Annotated in this window: 14 protein-coding genes, 1 other RNA gene and 1 riboswitch; of the genes, 12 read left to right on the forward strand and 3 right to left on the reverse strand. The window is 34.3% G+C overall.

Annotated elements, in window-relative coordinates; translation table 11 throughout:
- The 10 genes from MHI39_RS10870 (at position 1) to MHI39_RS10915 (ending at position 9928) form a co-directional block, all read left to right on the forward strand.
- Positions 1–1251, forward strand: a complete 1251-nt coding sequence (locus MHI39_RS10870; protein WP_278890793.1) for a ribonuclease H-like domain-containing protein — start codon at positions 1–3, stop codon at positions 1249–1251.
- Positions 1252–1733: 482 nt separating this feature from the next.
- On the forward strand, positions 1734–2030 hold the full coding sequence (locus MHI39_RS10875) for a spore coat protein (RefSeq protein ID WP_259545181.1): 297 nt from the start codon (positions 1734–1736) through the stop codon (positions 2028–2030).
- A 96-nt stretch (positions 2031–2126) separates the two neighbouring features.
- Positions 2127–2678 (forward strand): DUF1273 domain-containing protein, encoded by a 552-nt coding sequence (locus MHI39_RS10880; protein ID WP_259549516.1) that lies wholly within the window; start codon positions 2127–2129, stop codon positions 2676–2678.
- Between the two features lie 224 nt (positions 2679–2902).
- Entirely contained in the window at positions 2903–3205 is a 303-nt protein-coding gene (gpsB, locus tag MHI39_RS10885) for a cell division regulator GpsB (RefSeq protein WP_058002404.1), read from the forward strand.
- 83 nt (positions 3206–3288) lie between these two features.
- Positions 3289–3693, forward strand: an RNA gene (rnpB, locus tag MHI39_RS10890) — RNase P RNA component class B.
- A gap of 147 nt (positions 3694–3840) precedes the next feature.
- Positions 3841–4977, forward strand: a complete 1137-nt coding sequence (locus MHI39_RS10895) for a class I SAM-dependent RNA methyltransferase (RefSeq protein WP_212942816.1) — start codon at positions 3841–3843, stop codon at positions 4975–4977.
- A 69-nt stretch (positions 4978–5046) separates the two neighbouring features.
- Entirely contained in the window at positions 5047–5223 is a 177-nt protein-coding gene (locus MHI39_RS10900) for a hypothetical protein (protein ID WP_212942813.1), read from the forward strand.
- 90 nt (positions 5224–5313) lie between these two features.
- Positions 5314–7233, forward strand: coding sequence for an ATP-dependent DNA helicase (locus tag MHI39_RS10905; RefSeq protein WP_212942810.1), 1920 nt, complete (start codon positions 5314–5316; stop codon positions 7231–7233).
- 217 nt (positions 7234–7450) lie between these two features.
- Positions 7451–8959, forward strand: a complete 1509-nt coding sequence (locus tag MHI39_RS10910; RefSeq protein WP_259545186.1) for a carboxypeptidase M32 — start codon at positions 7451–7453, stop codon at positions 8957–8959.
- Between the two features lie 66 nt (positions 8960–9025).
- Positions 9026–9928 carry an EamA family transporter gene (locus tag MHI39_RS10915; protein WP_218958462.1) on the forward strand — a complete coding sequence of 301 codons (903 nt, stop codon included), beginning with the start codon at positions 9026–9028 and terminating at the stop codon, positions 9926–9928.
- Between the two features lie 127 nt (positions 9929–10055).
- Here MHI39_RS10915 and MHI39_RS10920 read toward each other — a convergent pair whose 3' ends face one another.
- From MHI39_RS10920 to MHI39_RS10930, 3 genes are read right to left on the reverse strand one after another with little or no spacing between them, the layout of a single operon-like run.
- Positions 10056–11705, reverse strand: a complete 1650-nt coding sequence (locus MHI39_RS10920; protein ID WP_058002409.1) for a b(o/a)3-type cytochrome-c oxidase subunit 1 — start codon at positions 11703–11705, stop codon at positions 10056–10058.
- Positions 11702–12184, reverse strand: a complete 483-nt coding sequence (locus MHI39_RS10925; protein WP_071975531.1) for a cytochrome c oxidase subunit II — start codon at positions 12182–12184, stop codon at positions 11702–11704. Before MHI39_RS10925 ends, MHI39_RS10920 begins: the two co-directional genes overlap by 4 nt.
- 13 nt (positions 12185–12197) lie before the next feature.
- Positions 12198–12338 (reverse strand): cytochrome c oxidase subunit 2A, encoded by a 141-nt coding sequence (locus MHI39_RS10930; protein ID WP_139254838.1) that lies wholly within the window; start codon positions 12336–12338, stop codon positions 12198–12200.
- Between the two features lie 255 nt (positions 12339–12593).
- A riboswitch (purine riboswitch) is annotated at positions 12594–12695 on the forward strand.
- A 127-nt stretch (positions 12696–12822) separates the two neighbouring features.
- Here MHI39_RS10930 and MHI39_RS10935 point away from each other — a divergent pair.
- Both MHI39_RS10935 and MHI39_RS10940 read left to right on the forward strand, forming a co-directional pair.
- Positions 12823–13407 (forward strand): xanthine phosphoribosyltransferase, encoded by a 585-nt coding sequence (locus tag MHI39_RS10935; protein WP_058002411.1) that lies wholly within the window; start codon positions 12823–12825, stop codon positions 13405–13407.
- Positions 13407–14711, forward strand: a complete 1305-nt coding sequence (locus MHI39_RS10940) for a nucleobase:cation symporter-2 family protein (RefSeq protein WP_071975532.1) — start codon at positions 13407–13409, stop codon at positions 14709–14711. The genes MHI39_RS10935 and MHI39_RS10940 overlap by 1 nt, the downstream gene beginning before the upstream one ends.
- Positions 14712–15106: the final 395 nt, after the last annotated feature.

The raw sequence follows: 15106 nt of genomic DNA on the forward strand, positions 1-15106 counted from the left end.
ATGTCCTTGAAAAATAAGCTGCAACGCTTTAAAAATCACTTAGTTCCAGAACAGGTACAACAGCCTAAAAACATGAATGAAAATCCAAAAAATATAGATACAAAAGGTGAAATCCCCTTTATAGAAATGTGGGAACAAGCAAATACAAAGGTTTATTATTTAGAAGATGAATACTGCTTTATTCGTGAGGTTCATTATCCATTAAGTCATCAACATGGCAAATATCGGTTTCAAGATTATATTAAGGCTGTTGATATGTGGAATCATAATGGTATGAAACATCCATTATCTGCATATGGATATCAACCGAATGATTTGTTCTTTTTCGATACAGAAACTACTGGATTAGGTGGCGGTGTTGGAAATACAATCTTTCTACTTGGATACGCATATCTTGAAAAGGATGAAATCATTTTAAGACAGCATTTTTTACCTGAACCTGGTTTAGAAATCCCTTTATATTATAGTTTTCTTGAGAATATTGATTACACAACCCTTGTTACATACAATGGAAAAGCTTTTGATTGGCCACAGGTTAAAACGAGGCATACACTTATTCGCGAACATGTCCCAAAACTACCATCATTTGGCCATTTTGATTTATACCATGCATCAAGAAGATTTTGGAAGGATCAATTAGAGTCTGTAAAACTAGTAAATGTAGAGAAGGATATTCTTGAATTTGAGAGAAAAGATGATGTACCAGGTTTTTTAGCGCCGATGATTTACTTTGATTTTGTAGAAAGAAAAAACCCTGAAGGGATCATTACAGTTTTACAACATAATGAAAACGATATTCTTTCATTAATTACTTTATATACTCATTTAACCTTTCAAATTTTGCAGCTAGATCCCTCTCAGACCTCACAAGAAAAACTTATGCTTGGGAAATGGCTTCAGGCTATTGGTGAAAAGGATGTAGCCATTCAAACGTTCGAGAAGCTTTCACTTGCTAATGAGATTGAGGCGAAATTTGAATTAGCATTTCATTTGAAAAGGCAAAAAAAATATTCAGATGCTAGGGATTTATGGTTAGAGGTGCTAGAAAAGGGGAATGGTAAGCTTAAAATAAAATCAAGCATAGAGGTTGCAAAATTATTTGAACACCAATTCAAGAACTATGATCAAGCATTAAAAATCGCTCGAATCGGTTTATCTTTGCATGAAGAAGGGCAATCTGGAAAGCAAAAGAAGGATGATAAAATTTATCAAGATTTGATCAAAAGAATTACTAGACTTGAAAGAAAATAATGCTTCTATTTCCTGGGGAAGCGCATAATTCGACGTAGGTTTCAAAAAGTTTTTCAAAAAACGCCAAAAACTTACAAGAATGTCATAAAAAATTAATAATTATTTTATATGGGAATGATTGTGTCGAATGATAGAAACCTGTAGAATAATAAATTGCGACGGTAGATGGACGAATTATCGTTTGTGAATAATAATGGAAATCTTCATTGCAATTTATTGGATTATAGGGGCTGAAATCATGTATCGAGCACTGTTTATCTTGTTTTTTATCGTTGTTTGTTTAACAGCATTGCTTTTTACTAGTTTAAAAGATAGTTTTTATACTTTCTTTTAAATTGATTTTTGGTTAAAATCAAGAATATTTAAATCTTTCGAGAAAAAAAGATTTCTTTTAAAAATAGGTATTTGAATTAGTACATGTTATAGCCTTTTCACATAGTTTGTTAGTGTAGCAAGACAAATTAATGAAGGGAGTTATGACTATGTTTTGTGGAAAGGTTTTACCACCAATTGTTCATCCGACAAAATGCTGTACGAATCATACTCAACAAAATTTCATTCAACCACATATTTATCCATCACATACAACAAATGTGAATCACCAAGTAATTGGACACGCAAATTACTATCCTCATACTGAATCATTTGTAAATGAAGTGTCAAATGTAAACTTAGGTCCAGTTTCCGGACCGGTTCCAGGTGGGATGGGTGGATTTGGGCCAGGTGCTATGGGACCAATGGGTGGTCCTGGACCAATGCCATTCTGTTTTCCGAGGTAAAGGTTGAATTTTCAAGGATGGTAATTGCCATCCTTGTTTTTTTATATAAATAATCGGTTTATCAACTAGTGAGTCTTAGAGTAGGTGAAAATGATGATTAATGTAATTACGATTACGGGGTATAAGCCCTTCGAACTAGGGATATTTTCAAATAAACACCCCGCAATCGACTTTATCAAAATGGCAATAAAAAAAGAGCTAGTAAGCTTTTTGGATGAAGGACTTGAATGGGTGATAATTTCTGGCCAGTTAGGTGTAGAACTTTGGGCAGCTGAAGTGACTCTAGAACTTCAAAATGAGTATCCTGAACTAAAGCTTGCTGTTTTAACACCTTTTTTACATCAAGAAGAGAGCTGGAATGAAATGAATAAAGACTATTATGAAATGATCGTTAGTAAAGCTGATTTTGTCGATTCTATATCAAAACAACCATATTCAAGTCCACAGCAATTCCGTAATAAAAACAAACTTTTCTTACATAAAAGTCAAGGGATGATCATTGTATATGACGGTGAAAAACCAGGTTCACCAAAGTACATTTTTGATGAGGCAAAACGATTAGTCGAAGAGAGTAAATATGACATGAGAACGATAGATTTTTATGATTTACAAATGTTAATAGAAGAGGCACAATGGAATTCTAAATAAGTCGTTTCACACTTGCTTTAAAGTAAAATACAATGATAAAATTCTTCGGTAGTGAAGAAAAAATAAACATTATTATATGCTTACTGTAAAAAAGCAAAACTAATTTATGAATAAAATCTAACTGGATTTTTTAGTTGTCAAACCATATTAAATTGACAAATATATTAATTTTTGAAAGAATAGTAATAATGGGCAACCTGCGAATATTTAAGGTGGTGTGTTAGATGTTATCTGATAAAATTAAATTAACTGCAAAGGACATTTTAGAAAAAGAATTTAAAACGGCAGTTCGAGGGTATAAGCAAGAAGAAGTGGATAAATTTTTAGATTTTATTATTAAAGATTATGAAACCTTTCATCAAACAATAGAAGATTTACAACAGGAAAATATGCGCTTAAAGAAACAAGCGGATGATTCATTTCGCAGACAACCTTCGCAGCCAACAACTGGAACGACTAACTTTGATATCTTAAAGAGGCTATCAAATCTAGAAAAGCATGTTTTTGGAAGCAAACTGAGTGAATAGTATTTGCTTGGATGAAATTTCTTATTGAAATTTAAGTAAATCTTATATATAATAAACAAGCGACGTTAAGTCGTAATGAAATAGCGTTCGGGTAATCGCTGCAACAGATAACTGTTGTTGAGGAAAGTCCATGCTCGCACGGTGCTGAGATGCCCGTAGTGATCGTGCCTAGCAAAGTCATAAGCTAGGGCAGTTTGGATTCGTCTGGGCTGACGGCAGGGAAAATACCTAAGTCCAATAATGGATATGGTGTGAATACCTTTAAAGTGCCACAGTGACGTAGCCTTATGAGAAATCATAAGGGTGGAACGAGGTAAACCCCGCGAGCGAGAAACTCAAATTATGGTAGGGGAATCCTTTCTCTCGGAAATGAACGAAGAAAGGGACAGGCACTACATGAAGTGTCTGTAGATAGATGATTACCACCTGAGTACGAGATCATTACCTGGTCGTTAGAAGTACAACGGTACAGAACATGGCTTACAGAACGTTATTGAAGGTAATAAATAAACAAATTGTTATGCTCTCCTTCCGAAAAGGAGAGCATATTTTGTATAATCCTTATCTGTTTGAAAGATGCTTATTTAAAGAAAAAAACTAGATAGGTGAAAATATTACATACGAAGGGTGACATGATGTCTAACTATTCCTTAATTGCTACTGCAGCGATGGGGCTCGAGTCGATCGTTGCAAAAGAAGTAAATCAATTAGGTTATGAATGTAAAGTCGATAATGGTAAGATTGAATATAAAGGTGATGAACGAGCCATTGCACGTAGTAATCTTTGGCTACGCACAGCTGATCGAGTGAAAATTAAAGTAGGAGAATTTAAGGCTGTTACATTTGATGAATTATTTGAAAAGACGAAGGCTTTAAATTGGGAGACATTCCTACCTGTTAATGCCGAATTTCCTGTACAAGGTAAATCAGTAAAGTCAAAATTATTTAGTGTTTCAGATTGTCAAGCAATTGTAAAAAAAGCGATTGTTGATCGACTTCGTTCCCAATATAAACAGGTTTCTTGGTTTGAAGAGAATGGTCCATTATTTAAAATTGAAGTGGCACTTCACAAAGATATAGCAACATTAACAATCGATACAAGTGGAGTAGGGCTTCACAAAAGAGGGTACCGTGTTAATCAAGGGGAAGCACCGTTAAAGGAAACTTTAGCTGCCGCACTTATCCAATTGACCAATTGGCATCCTGATCGTCCGTTTTGGGATCCTTTTTGTGGATCGGGGACAATTCCCATTGAAGCTGCATTAATTGGTCAAAATATTGCTCCTGGATTTAATCGTGATTTCGCTTCAGAATCTTGGCCGTGGATCGGAAAAAATATATGGGATGATGCGCGTAATGAAGCGGAAGATCTAGCTAAGTATGATCAACCATTAAAGATCATTGGTTCTGATATTGACCATCGAATGATAAAAGTGTCTGAGGAAAATGCCATTGAAGCTGGATTAGGTGATTTAATTGAATTCAAACAAATGCAAGTAACTGATATTTCTACAAGGGATCAATATGGTGTACTTGTTGGAAATCCTCCTTATGGGGAGCGTCTTAGTGAACGTCGTGAAGTCGAAAAATTATATAGTGAAATGGGAAAAGCATTTTCTAAACTAGATACATGGTCCATCTATATGCTGACATCATATGAACAATTTGAAGAAGTTTATGGTAAAAAGGCAACGAAAAAGCGGAAACTATTTAATGGGTTTATTCGAACAGATCTTTATCAATTTTGGGGTCCAAGACCACCTAGAAATTAAGTTCATAGTTATAAGTCCCCCATTCCTTGAGTATAATAATATATAAAATTAGATGAAGGAGTGGGAAACTTGTCATTGGTTTCTATTGACTTTGATAAAATCTCAAGAGCGATTTCTAATACATATCGGCTTATCCAATTAGAGGAGAGTCCATCTGAAGCGGTAATGGCTCAGCTAAGGGAAGCAGAGCATTCTCTAAATTGTGCTAAAAGCTATGTGTTAACAAGGGAAAAAACCATTATTTAAGAACGCAAGTGTAGATGATGCACTTGCGTTTTTATATGGTGAACCTATTGATCGAAATAAATGACAGAAGTGAATAGCTGGAGGAAAAATATGAAAACGGGATTACCATTTACAGTAACTAAGGAAGAATCCTTCTATGAAAAGTTGGGTGATTGGATTGGGGATGTATTTTACGATCTTCTTCCGGAAAAAGGTTTTGAAATTAGAGACGAACAAATCTATATGGCCTTCCAATTAGAAAAAGCGTTTAAAGAAAAAAGTATCATGTTTGCTGAAGCGGGAGTTGGGACAGGAAAAACGATTGTCTATCTTCTATATGCCATTTGCTATGCGAGGTATACAGGTAGACCTGCAATTATTGCTTGTGCAGATGAGACGTTGATTGAACAGCTTGTTAAAAAAGAGGGCGATATTCAAAAATTAGAACAAGCACTTGGTTTAAAGACTGATGTAAGATTAGCAAAGTCAAGAGACCAATATTTATGCTTAAAAAAATTAGATAAAGAAGTAGCAAAGAACGAATTAGATGAATTTCTCGATATCTACGAAGAATTACCTGAATTTGTTCATGCACAAGGATCCATGATTAAATATGAGAAATATGGAGACAGAAAGGATTATTCTAATCTCTCTGAGGATAAATGGAAACGAATTGGATGGGATTCATTACAGGATTGCTTAGCCTGTGATGTACGACATCGATGTGGACAAACTCTTCATCGAGATCATTACCGTAAAGCTGCAGATTTAATTATTTGTTCTCATGATTATTATATGGAACATATTTGGACGAAGGAATCAAGAATCCGTGAAGGGCAATTACCTTTATTACCAGAATCAAGTTGTGTAGTCTTTGATGAAGGTCATTTACTTGAATATGCTAGTCAAAAGGCTTTAACCTATCGAATTCAATCTGAAACATTAGAAACATTATTAACAAGACTTATGGAAAATGATGTTCGTGAAGAAACGTTATACACCATTGAAAATGTATTATTCTTTAATGATAAATTATTTGAAATTATTGAAAGAGACGCGAAGTCTATTAGTGGTTCAGAACGATATCATATTGAGAAATCAGATGAACTAATGAAATATGCTCATTCTTTGCATTTACAAACAGAAAAATTGTCAGAGCAGCTTGTTTATGAGGGTGAAATGTTTGTCTTAAATGAATATGATTTGCATATCGTTGAAGAATATTTAGATCAAGTGCTGTATTTCTTAAAATTGTTTTCTAAAGATGATAAGGGTGTTATTTGGGTTGAAATGTCGGATACTGAACATACTCTAGTGATTATGCCTAGACTTGTCGAGGAAATACTACGCGATGAAGTATTTTCAAAAAAGATTCCTTTTATTTTTTCATCGGCAACTCTATCAAATAACGGCGATTATTCTTATATAGCAAAAAGTCTTGGTATAGAGAAATTCTTATCTTTAAAAGTCGATTCACCATTTGATTATGAAGAAAATATGAAGATTATTATGCACAAAAATGATCCTAAAAATAAAAGTAAAGAAATGACTAATCTCCTAAATGAAAGGGGAGGAAAAAGCCTCATTTTATTTGATACAAAGGATTCAATGAATCAATTTAAAAAGTATATTAACGAATCAAATGAATTGAACTATCCAGTAATATTTGAGGGAGATCGAGAAATTAGTCATCTAGTTGAAGAATTTCAAAAGAATGACGAAACGATCCTTTGTTCATACCATTTATGGGAGGGATTAGATATTCCTGGACCATCTCTATCCAATGTCCTTATCGCAAATTTACCATTTCCTCCTAATGACCCTGTTTTTGATGCCAAACGTCAATCAAGTGTAAATCCATACGAAGAGGTTGATTTGCCATATATGCTACTTCGACTAAGACAAGGAATTGGACGTCTAATTCGGACGTCCACAGATAAGGGAGACATTCATATATGGATGGAGAATGAAAGTAATCATTCTATTTTGGATCAAGTAAAATCAATATTACCAGTAGAACCAAGAGTTTAAGTTTCTCACGAAAGAATTATTCAATAGTGCGCTAGTGGACTGTTTTATAAAAAATGGCCCACTAGCGCTTTTCTTGTAAAGAGTGTAAGCGTTAGTAGAGTACTTAATTCTACTTATTACTTAGTTAAGTTAAGAATTTACGTTGTACATTAATAGTTCTCCCTTTTCAGAACAATATGATAAAATAAGAAAGAGTCGATTGAGGAGGAGGATAAAAATGACTGAAACTCTAATTGAATTAGAAAAAGAATTTTTAGATTATGTTAAAAAAATGCAAGCCTATAATGAAGCGCTTGGCTTAATATATTGGGATTTGCGAACTGGGGCTCCTAAAAATGGCGTTGATCAGCGTGCAGAAGTAATAGGTATGTTGTCTTCTGAAATGTTTCACATGTCAACATCAGAAGAGATGGCAGCATATATTGCAAGTTTATCTGGTAATAATGAGCTTTCTGAAATTACCTTAAAAACATTGGAAGAATGTAAAAAATCATATGACCGTAATAAAAAGATACCTGCTAAGGAATTCCAGGAATATGTCGTTTTACAATCTAAAGCGGAAAGTGTTTGGGAAGTTGCGAGAGAAAAATCAGATTTCAGCATGTTTCTTCCTTATTTAGAAAAAATTATCAACTATCAGAAAAAATTTATTAATTATTGGGGCTATGAAGGGAATAAATATAATACATTATTGGATATGTATGAACCGGGGATTACAGTGGATATTCTCGATCAGGTCTTCTCCGAGGTTCGAAATGCAATTATTCCTTTAGTTCAAAAAATTTCAGAATCGCCTAATAAGCCGAAAACATCTTTCTTATTTGAAACTTTTCCGAAAGATAAGCAAAAAGAATTTAGCCTCAAGATATTAGAACAAATGGGGTATGATTTTGATTCGGGACGTTTGGATGAAACAGTCCATCCGTTTGCAACTGGATTAAATCCAGGAGATGTTCGTGTAACGACTAGATATGACGAAAATGATTTTCGGACAGCAGTATTTGGAACCATCCATGAGGGTGGGCATGCCTTATATGAACAAAATATTTCAAAAGATTTAATCGGTACTCCGCTTTGTAGTGGAACGTCGATGGGCATTCATGAGTCACAATCCTTATTCTACGAAAATATTGTGGGGAGGGATTATTCGTTCTGGAAGCATAATTATTCAATTTTACAGGATTATACCGATGGTCAATTTGAAGGAATCGAAATAGATGATTTTTATAATGCGATCAATGAATCCAAGCCTTCATTTATCAGAATTGAAGCTGACATGTTGACATACCCATTACATATTATAATTCGTTATGAGATTGAAAAGGCAATTTTTAATGATGAAATCGAAGTGAAAGATCTACCTCAAATTTGGAATGATAAATATGAAGAATATTTAGGGATCCGTCCAAATAATGATGCAGAAGGTATCTTACAGGATGTTCACTGGTCTGGGGGAAGTTTCGGTTATTTTCCTTCTTATGCTTTAGGGTATATGTATGCTGCTCAATTTAAACATAAGATGGTAGAAGAGCTACCAAATTTTGATGAGTTATTAGCATCTGGAAATCTGAAGCCAATCCAAGAATGGTTAACAAAGAATATTCACCAATATGGTAAAATGAAAAAACCGTTAGAAATTTTACATGATGTTACGGGAGAAGGTCTAAACGCAAAATATCTTATCGAATACTTAACGAATAAATATACAAAAGTCTATAATTTATAATTTTAATAAGGGGCTGTCTAATAGTTTTCTATTTAGGCAGCCTCCATCTCTAGGGAGGGGGAACGATTGCCTAGTGCTTTCATTATATTAGCAGCATTATCTTGGGGTTTTATTTCTATTTTTACGAAAAAACTTACTAGTTATGGATTTACTGAGATGGAAATCGTGACAATTCGTGTCGTTTATGCATGGATCCTTTTATTTCCTTTAACATTTTTACAAAAGAAACAGGCTATGTTTAAAATAAAATTAAAACATCTCCCATTTTTTGTTGGCACTGGTCTATTGAGTATTGTGTTTTTTAATTGGTGTTATTTTACCGCAATTAATCAACTCTCCGTATCCTTAGCTGTTATGCTACTATATACTTCTCCAGCGTTTGTAGCGATTTTATCTTATTTTATATTAAAAGAAAAACTCTCACTAAAAAAATTTTTCGCGATAATTGTAACGATTACGGGATGTACGTTAATAGCGATTTCAAGTAGTGGAGGAGGAACCAGTTGGAATTGGGGTGGATTTATTATTGGTTTGGGTGCAGGGCTTGGCTATGCACTGTATAGTATCTTTGGTAAATTAGCCTTGAAGCATTATGATTCATTGACGATAACCTTTTATACGTTTTTAGTTGCTAGCGTATCTTTAGCTCCTTTTTTTCATTTTTGGCGGAAAATGAGCGATTTTACGATTGAAAATCACTTATATATGATTGGATTAGCAACTGTGCCTACTGTATTAGCCTATTTATTATATACCATTGGACTAAATAAGGTTGAAAGTAGCACGGCGGCTATTTTAGCGACGATGGAACCAGTAGCAGCTATTTTAGTAGGAATAATACTTTTTAAAGAAGATATTGTTATTTTACAATTTATAGGTATACTCTTTATTTTATCCTCAGTGTTTATTTTAAGCATAAAGAGAAAAACAAAAGGGGATCTATCTAAAAGAATATCAAAGGAATTTTAAAAGATCCGCAGTGAGCGGATCTTTAATTTATTGCTTTTACTATAAAGGATTATAGTAAAGACGCGAAGTCTGATTTATTATGCCTATATTGTATTGCGAAAGCATCTAGATAAAATTGGATTTCTGATTACCATAATTTAAATCCTTTTGAACCAGGGGGTGCATTTTGAATCATATCAGCAAAAGGAACGGTATAGGCTATTAAGATTAATGCTACCAATATGGTTAACCAAATTTTCCAGTTTTCTAATACCATAGGTGTTTTCTCAGCATTTTCTGCTACTTCACCGACTGGGAACTCTTGATTTCCTTTCGGTGCAAAAAACGCAAGGTTTAAGATGATGACGATAATTAATACAATTCCTAAAAATAGTACGGAACCACCTACTGCTTGAGCAACCTGATATGGAATCCAATCCAGTGCCTGTGCAGCATCTCCATATGTTGTATAGGCTGTTCGTCTAGGTGCACCTAATAGCCCTTCAAGGTGCATAGATGTAGACATGATCGCCATACCAATCGTCCAGCAAATAGCTTGGAAAATAGCTAATCGATTCATCGCTTTAGTAAATACTCTTCCTGTTAAATGTGGGATTAACCAATAGCTTATTCCAAAGAAAGTTAGTACTACTGTTGTAGCAACGGTTAAGTGAAAGTGACCGGTAACCCAAATGGTATTATGGACAACTTGATTCATTTGGTTAGATGCATTTATTATTCCACCTGCACCGGCGGGTACAAAGGCTACCATACCAATAAATGGAACGAGAAATCTTGCATCTTTCCAAGGTAGTTTTTTTAACCAACCAAATAATCCTTTGGCACCCTTTGATCTCCCAAACATCTCGAAAGTTGCAAACATTGAGAAGGCAGTCATTAAAGATGGAATAATAACCATAAATGTAAGGATAACTTGGACAAATTTCCAATTAGCATTAATACCTGGCTCAGTTAATTGATGGTGAAATCCTACTGGTATAGAGAATAATAGGAATAATATAAACACTAAACGGGCAAGTGAGTCTGAAAATATCCTTCCACCGATGATTTTTGGAATGATTACATACCATGCCATGTAGGCAGGTAATAACCAGAAATAGACTAATGGATGACCAAAGTACCAAAATAATGTTCGACTAACGAGTACATTAACTGTATCAACCCAACCGAGGGACCAAGGTAGTAATTGGAATAATACTTCTCCTGCTACACCAAGTGTACAAACAATCCACATCAAAGAATTTGTTACTACCATAAAGCTTAATAATGGACTTGGTTTTCCAGGATTTTGCTTCCTCCATCTAATATATGTGGCTATCATTGCTCCACAAGCAACCCAACTCCCAACTATTAAAAGAGTTAATCCTAAATAAAATAGGAAATGCGCTTGTAATGGAGCATAAAACGTATAAAGAACAGTGGCTTTATTTGTTAAGATCATAGCAGTAGCAAATAATGTTCCAATGATCATTAGTAAAAAGCCTACCCAACCTGATAATCGAGCTTTTGTAGATAAAGTTCCAACTGTACGGCTAATAGCTGCAAATTGAAAGCCTAATATAAAATAAGTAGTAAGTCCAAGACCAAGTAAAACTCCATGTGCAGTTAAAATTTCATAATAATTAATTCCACCCGGTAATTCAAGTCTTCCTGACCGCACTAATGTTTGTAAAAGTCCCATTAAACCGCCTATGGCTAATGCGGCAAAGGCAACGTAAATATATGCCATAGACAATCGTGCATCTCGTTTATCTACTTTACTAATTGTTGTTATCATGCTTTATCCACCACCTTTAGTCTTGCAGACATCATATGATGTCCAGTGCCACAATACTCATTACACACGATTAAATACTCCCCATTCTTCTTAAACGTTGTAATGTATTCACTAACATATCCTGGTTCGAGCATCATATTAATATTTGTTCCAGCTACTTCGAACCCATGAACAACGTCCTTTGTTGTTGCAATAATTTTAACCTTTGAGCCTCTAGGAATTTCGATTTCACCTGGATTAAACATGAAGGCAGAGGCAACAATAACTAATTCATAATCCCAATCCTTCCCAGTGACCTTGTGTAATCCTGGTTTGGTAAAAGGTTCAGTTTGATCTACACGTTCAGGATCCACTTTTACTTTTGCACTTGGTGGTTGGTGTCCTTGATGAAATGCTTGAATACCTACAATAGCTAAAAAGACAATAAGTGCACCAATTCCAAAGGTTAACCACCATTTCTCATAACGATGTAAATGCATATACTTTCAACTCCTATATTCGATTTAAATATAATCCGAAGACGGCAATCCATGAAATAACTAGAAAGGCTCCAACAATGAATACAGCAATTAAAGTACCTTTTAAAGAAGAAGTCTCTTCATGGATGTTCTTTTTTGGTTGAATTTTAGCCATTTTTCTCACTCCCACCTAAAAAAATGATCTTCCTGATACCTTTATCATAGTTGGGACCTTTATAATCATCTGTGACTTTTATCACACTTTCCTAGTCATTTTGTGATGAATCTGTGAAAATAGAAGGACAACAATATAGGACTATAACTTTAAAAGAATCAATAATTCATTCAAGGATCGAAACAATTCATATTATTTAGGCTTTTTCTAAACATCTTTTCTTCATTGAATATTGATGGTATAATCTAGCTACATTTAAATAAGCTTGCATTTACTCATATAATCACGAGAATAAGGCTCGTAAGTTTCTACCAAGCTACCGTAAATGGCTTGACTATGAGTGAGCAATGGGATATCAATTTTATTTTCTATTGACTTAACGCTCAATGGACATTGCCTCACTCATGATCATGGTGAGTGCAATGACCATTGAGCTTTTTATATTTCTTCATTGGTCGATGATTAACTAAGGGAGGAATAAAAATTGAAATTATTGAAAGAAAAAATTAAACAAGATGGAGTAGTATTATCAGATTCAATATTGAAAGTTGATTCTTTTCTCAATCATCAAATTGATCCTGTACTAATGAAGGAGATAGGTGATGAGTTTGTTAAAAGATTCCAAAATGAGAAGATTACGAAAATATTAACGATTGAATCCTCAGGTATCTCACCGGCTGTGATGGCAGGTTTAAATTTAGGGGTCAATGTTATTTTTGCTAGAAAACGAAAATCTCTTACTCTTGTTGATGAATTATATACAGCAAGTGTACATTCATTTACCAAAAATGTAACAAATGAAATTGCGGTTTCTAAACGTTTTATCAATGAAAATGATCATGTATTAGTAATTGACGATTTCCTAGCAAATGGCCAAGCAGCGTTAGGACTACTTGATATTGTTGAACAGGCGGGGGCATCTGTTGCTGGGATTGGTATCGTCATTGAAAAGGCATTTCAAGATGGGGGTAAGCTTCTTCGTAATAAAGGTATTAGAGTAGAGTCACTAGCAGAAATTGAAAAACTTGATAATGGGCAGGTCATTTTCAAAGAGGAGGTAATGGCCTAATGCATAGCAAGTTAAAAACAGCAACTTTAAGCTTGCAGCATGTTCTTGCGATGTACGCAGGTGCAGTGATTATCCCTTTAATAGTTGGAGGGGCAATGGGACTCTCTCCAGAAAAGTTAACATATTTAGTATCTATTGATATTTTTATGTGCGGCATAGCGACTATTTTACAAGTTTGGAAGAGTCGATTCTTTGGTATTGGTCTACCCGTAGTATTAGGTTGTACGTTTACCGCTGTCGGTCCAATGATTGCAATAGGTGAACAGCATGGTTTAACAACTATTTATGGTGCAGTTATTGCATCTGGACTTATGATCATGATTATTAGTAAATTTTTTGGCAAACTTGTGCGTTTTTTTCCACCGGTTGTTACAGGTTCGGTAGTTACGACAATTGGAATCACACTTATTCCTGTAGCAATGAATAATATGGCTGGTGGAGAAGGAAGTGCAGACTATGGTTCTGTTAGTAATGTTTGTTTAGCATTTGGTACACTCATTTTAATTATTCTTTTACAACGATTCTTTACTGGTTTTATTCGTTCTATTTCTATATTATTAGGATTATTGGCTGGAACGATAGCAGCAGCTCTAATGGGAAAAGTAGATTTTTCTCCTGTAGCTGATGCATCGATGTTTCATATGATTCAACCACTTTACTTTGGGGTTCCTACTTTCGAGTGGACATCTATCATTACTATGTTTTTAGTAGCTGTAGTAAGTTTAGTTGAATCTACTGGTGTGTATTATGCTTTAAGTGATATAACCAATCAAAAGTTAACAGAGGATGACTTAGCTAGGGGATATCGTTCAGAAGGACTCGCGAGTGTTGTCGGGGGATTATTTAATTCATTTCCCTATACTACCTTTTCGCAAAATGTTGGACTTGTTCAACTGTCAGGGATTAAGTCTAAAAATGTGATTTATTTAGTGGGAGTATATTTGATGATTTTAGGTGTTATTCCTAAAATAGGGGCATTAACTACCATTATTCCTTCTGCTGTTTTAGGTGGCGCCATGGTAGCGATGTTCGGAATGGTCATTGCGTCTGGTATTAAAATGCTTAGCCGTGTAGATCTAACTTCACAAGGCAATTTAATGATTATCGCATGCTCAGTTGGTATGGGAATGGGAGTAACAGTGGTTCCTAAAATGTTTACCCATCTCCCTGAAAATTTTCAAATCTTAACAAGTAATGGCATTGTTGCAGGAAGCTTTACGGCAATTCTTTTAAATCTCTTATTTAATCATTCGGCTACTAAGCAAAAGAAAAGCATCGAAATAATAGGTCAAAAAGCTTCTTAAAAAAGTAGTCACACTTCCACATATTACAACTAAAAATATGTCGATATGTCATCACCATTTCTTATTAATTTTAGAAATGGTGGTGGCATTTTTTTATGAAGCGAAAAAGAATTGTAGTAATCCCATAGTAAAAAATGAAACAACTAATTTAGAATTTAATTTCACATTTGACTATTTCGTTTCAGCAAAAAATGCAGAAGATCTTAGAGAAAAAACAATAAAAAGTTATTTTGAACACTATTTCTTTATTAATTGGATTAAATAATATATTCCGGAAATTGCAAAGTAATTGATATGGGTACTTTATTAATTCGGGAATATTTGAATTACATGCGTGAGGATTGTTTTAATTACAAAACTAAGAAACACGAATTATCAATATAAAGTGAAATCAA

The organism is Heyndrickxia sp. FSL K6-6286 (assembly GCF_038630395.1).
GTDB classification, from domain to species: Bacteria; Bacillota; Bacilli; order Bacillales; family Bacillaceae_C; genus Heyndrickxia; species Heyndrickxia oleronia.

Bases quoted from the DNA above. Each gene is read 5' to 3' on its own strand.
- MHI39_RS10870 (WP_278890793.1), top strand. From the start codon at position 1: ATGTCCTTGAAAAATAAGCTGCAACGCTTTAAAAATCACTTAGTTCCA.
- MHI39_RS10875 (WP_259545181.1), top strand. From the start codon at position 1,734: ATGTTTTGTGGAAAGGTTTTACCACCAATTGTTCATCCGACAAAATGC.
- gpsB (WP_058002404.1), top strand. From the start codon at position 2,903: ATGTTATCTGATAAAATTAAATTAACTGCAAAGGACATTTTAGAAAAA.
- MHI39_RS10895 (WP_212942816.1), top strand. From the start codon at position 3,841: ATGTCTAACTATTCCTTAATTGCTACTGCAGCGATGGGGCTCGAGTCG.
- MHI39_RS10905 (WP_212942810.1), top strand. From the start codon at position 5,314: ATGAAAACGGGATTACCATTTACAGTAACTAAGGAAGAATCCTTCTAT.
- MHI39_RS10910 (WP_259545186.1), top strand. From the start codon at position 7,451: ATGACTGAAACTCTAATTGAATTAGAAAAAGAATTTTTAGATTATGTT.
- MHI39_RS10920 (WP_058002409.1), bottom strand. From the start codon at position 11,705: ATGATAACAACAATTAGTAAAGTAGATAAACGAGATGCACGATTGTCT.
- MHI39_RS10925 (WP_071975531.1), bottom strand. From the start codon at position 12,184: ATGCATTTACATCGTTATGAGAAATGGTGGTTAACCTTTGGAATTGGT.
- MHI39_RS10930 (WP_139254838.1), bottom strand. From the start codon at position 12,338: ATGGCTAAAATTCAACCAAAAAAGAACATCCATGAAGAGACTTCTTCT.
- MHI39_RS10940 (WP_071975532.1), top strand. From the start codon at position 13,407: ATGCATAGCAAGTTAAAAACAGCAACTTTAAGCTTGCAGCATGTTCTT.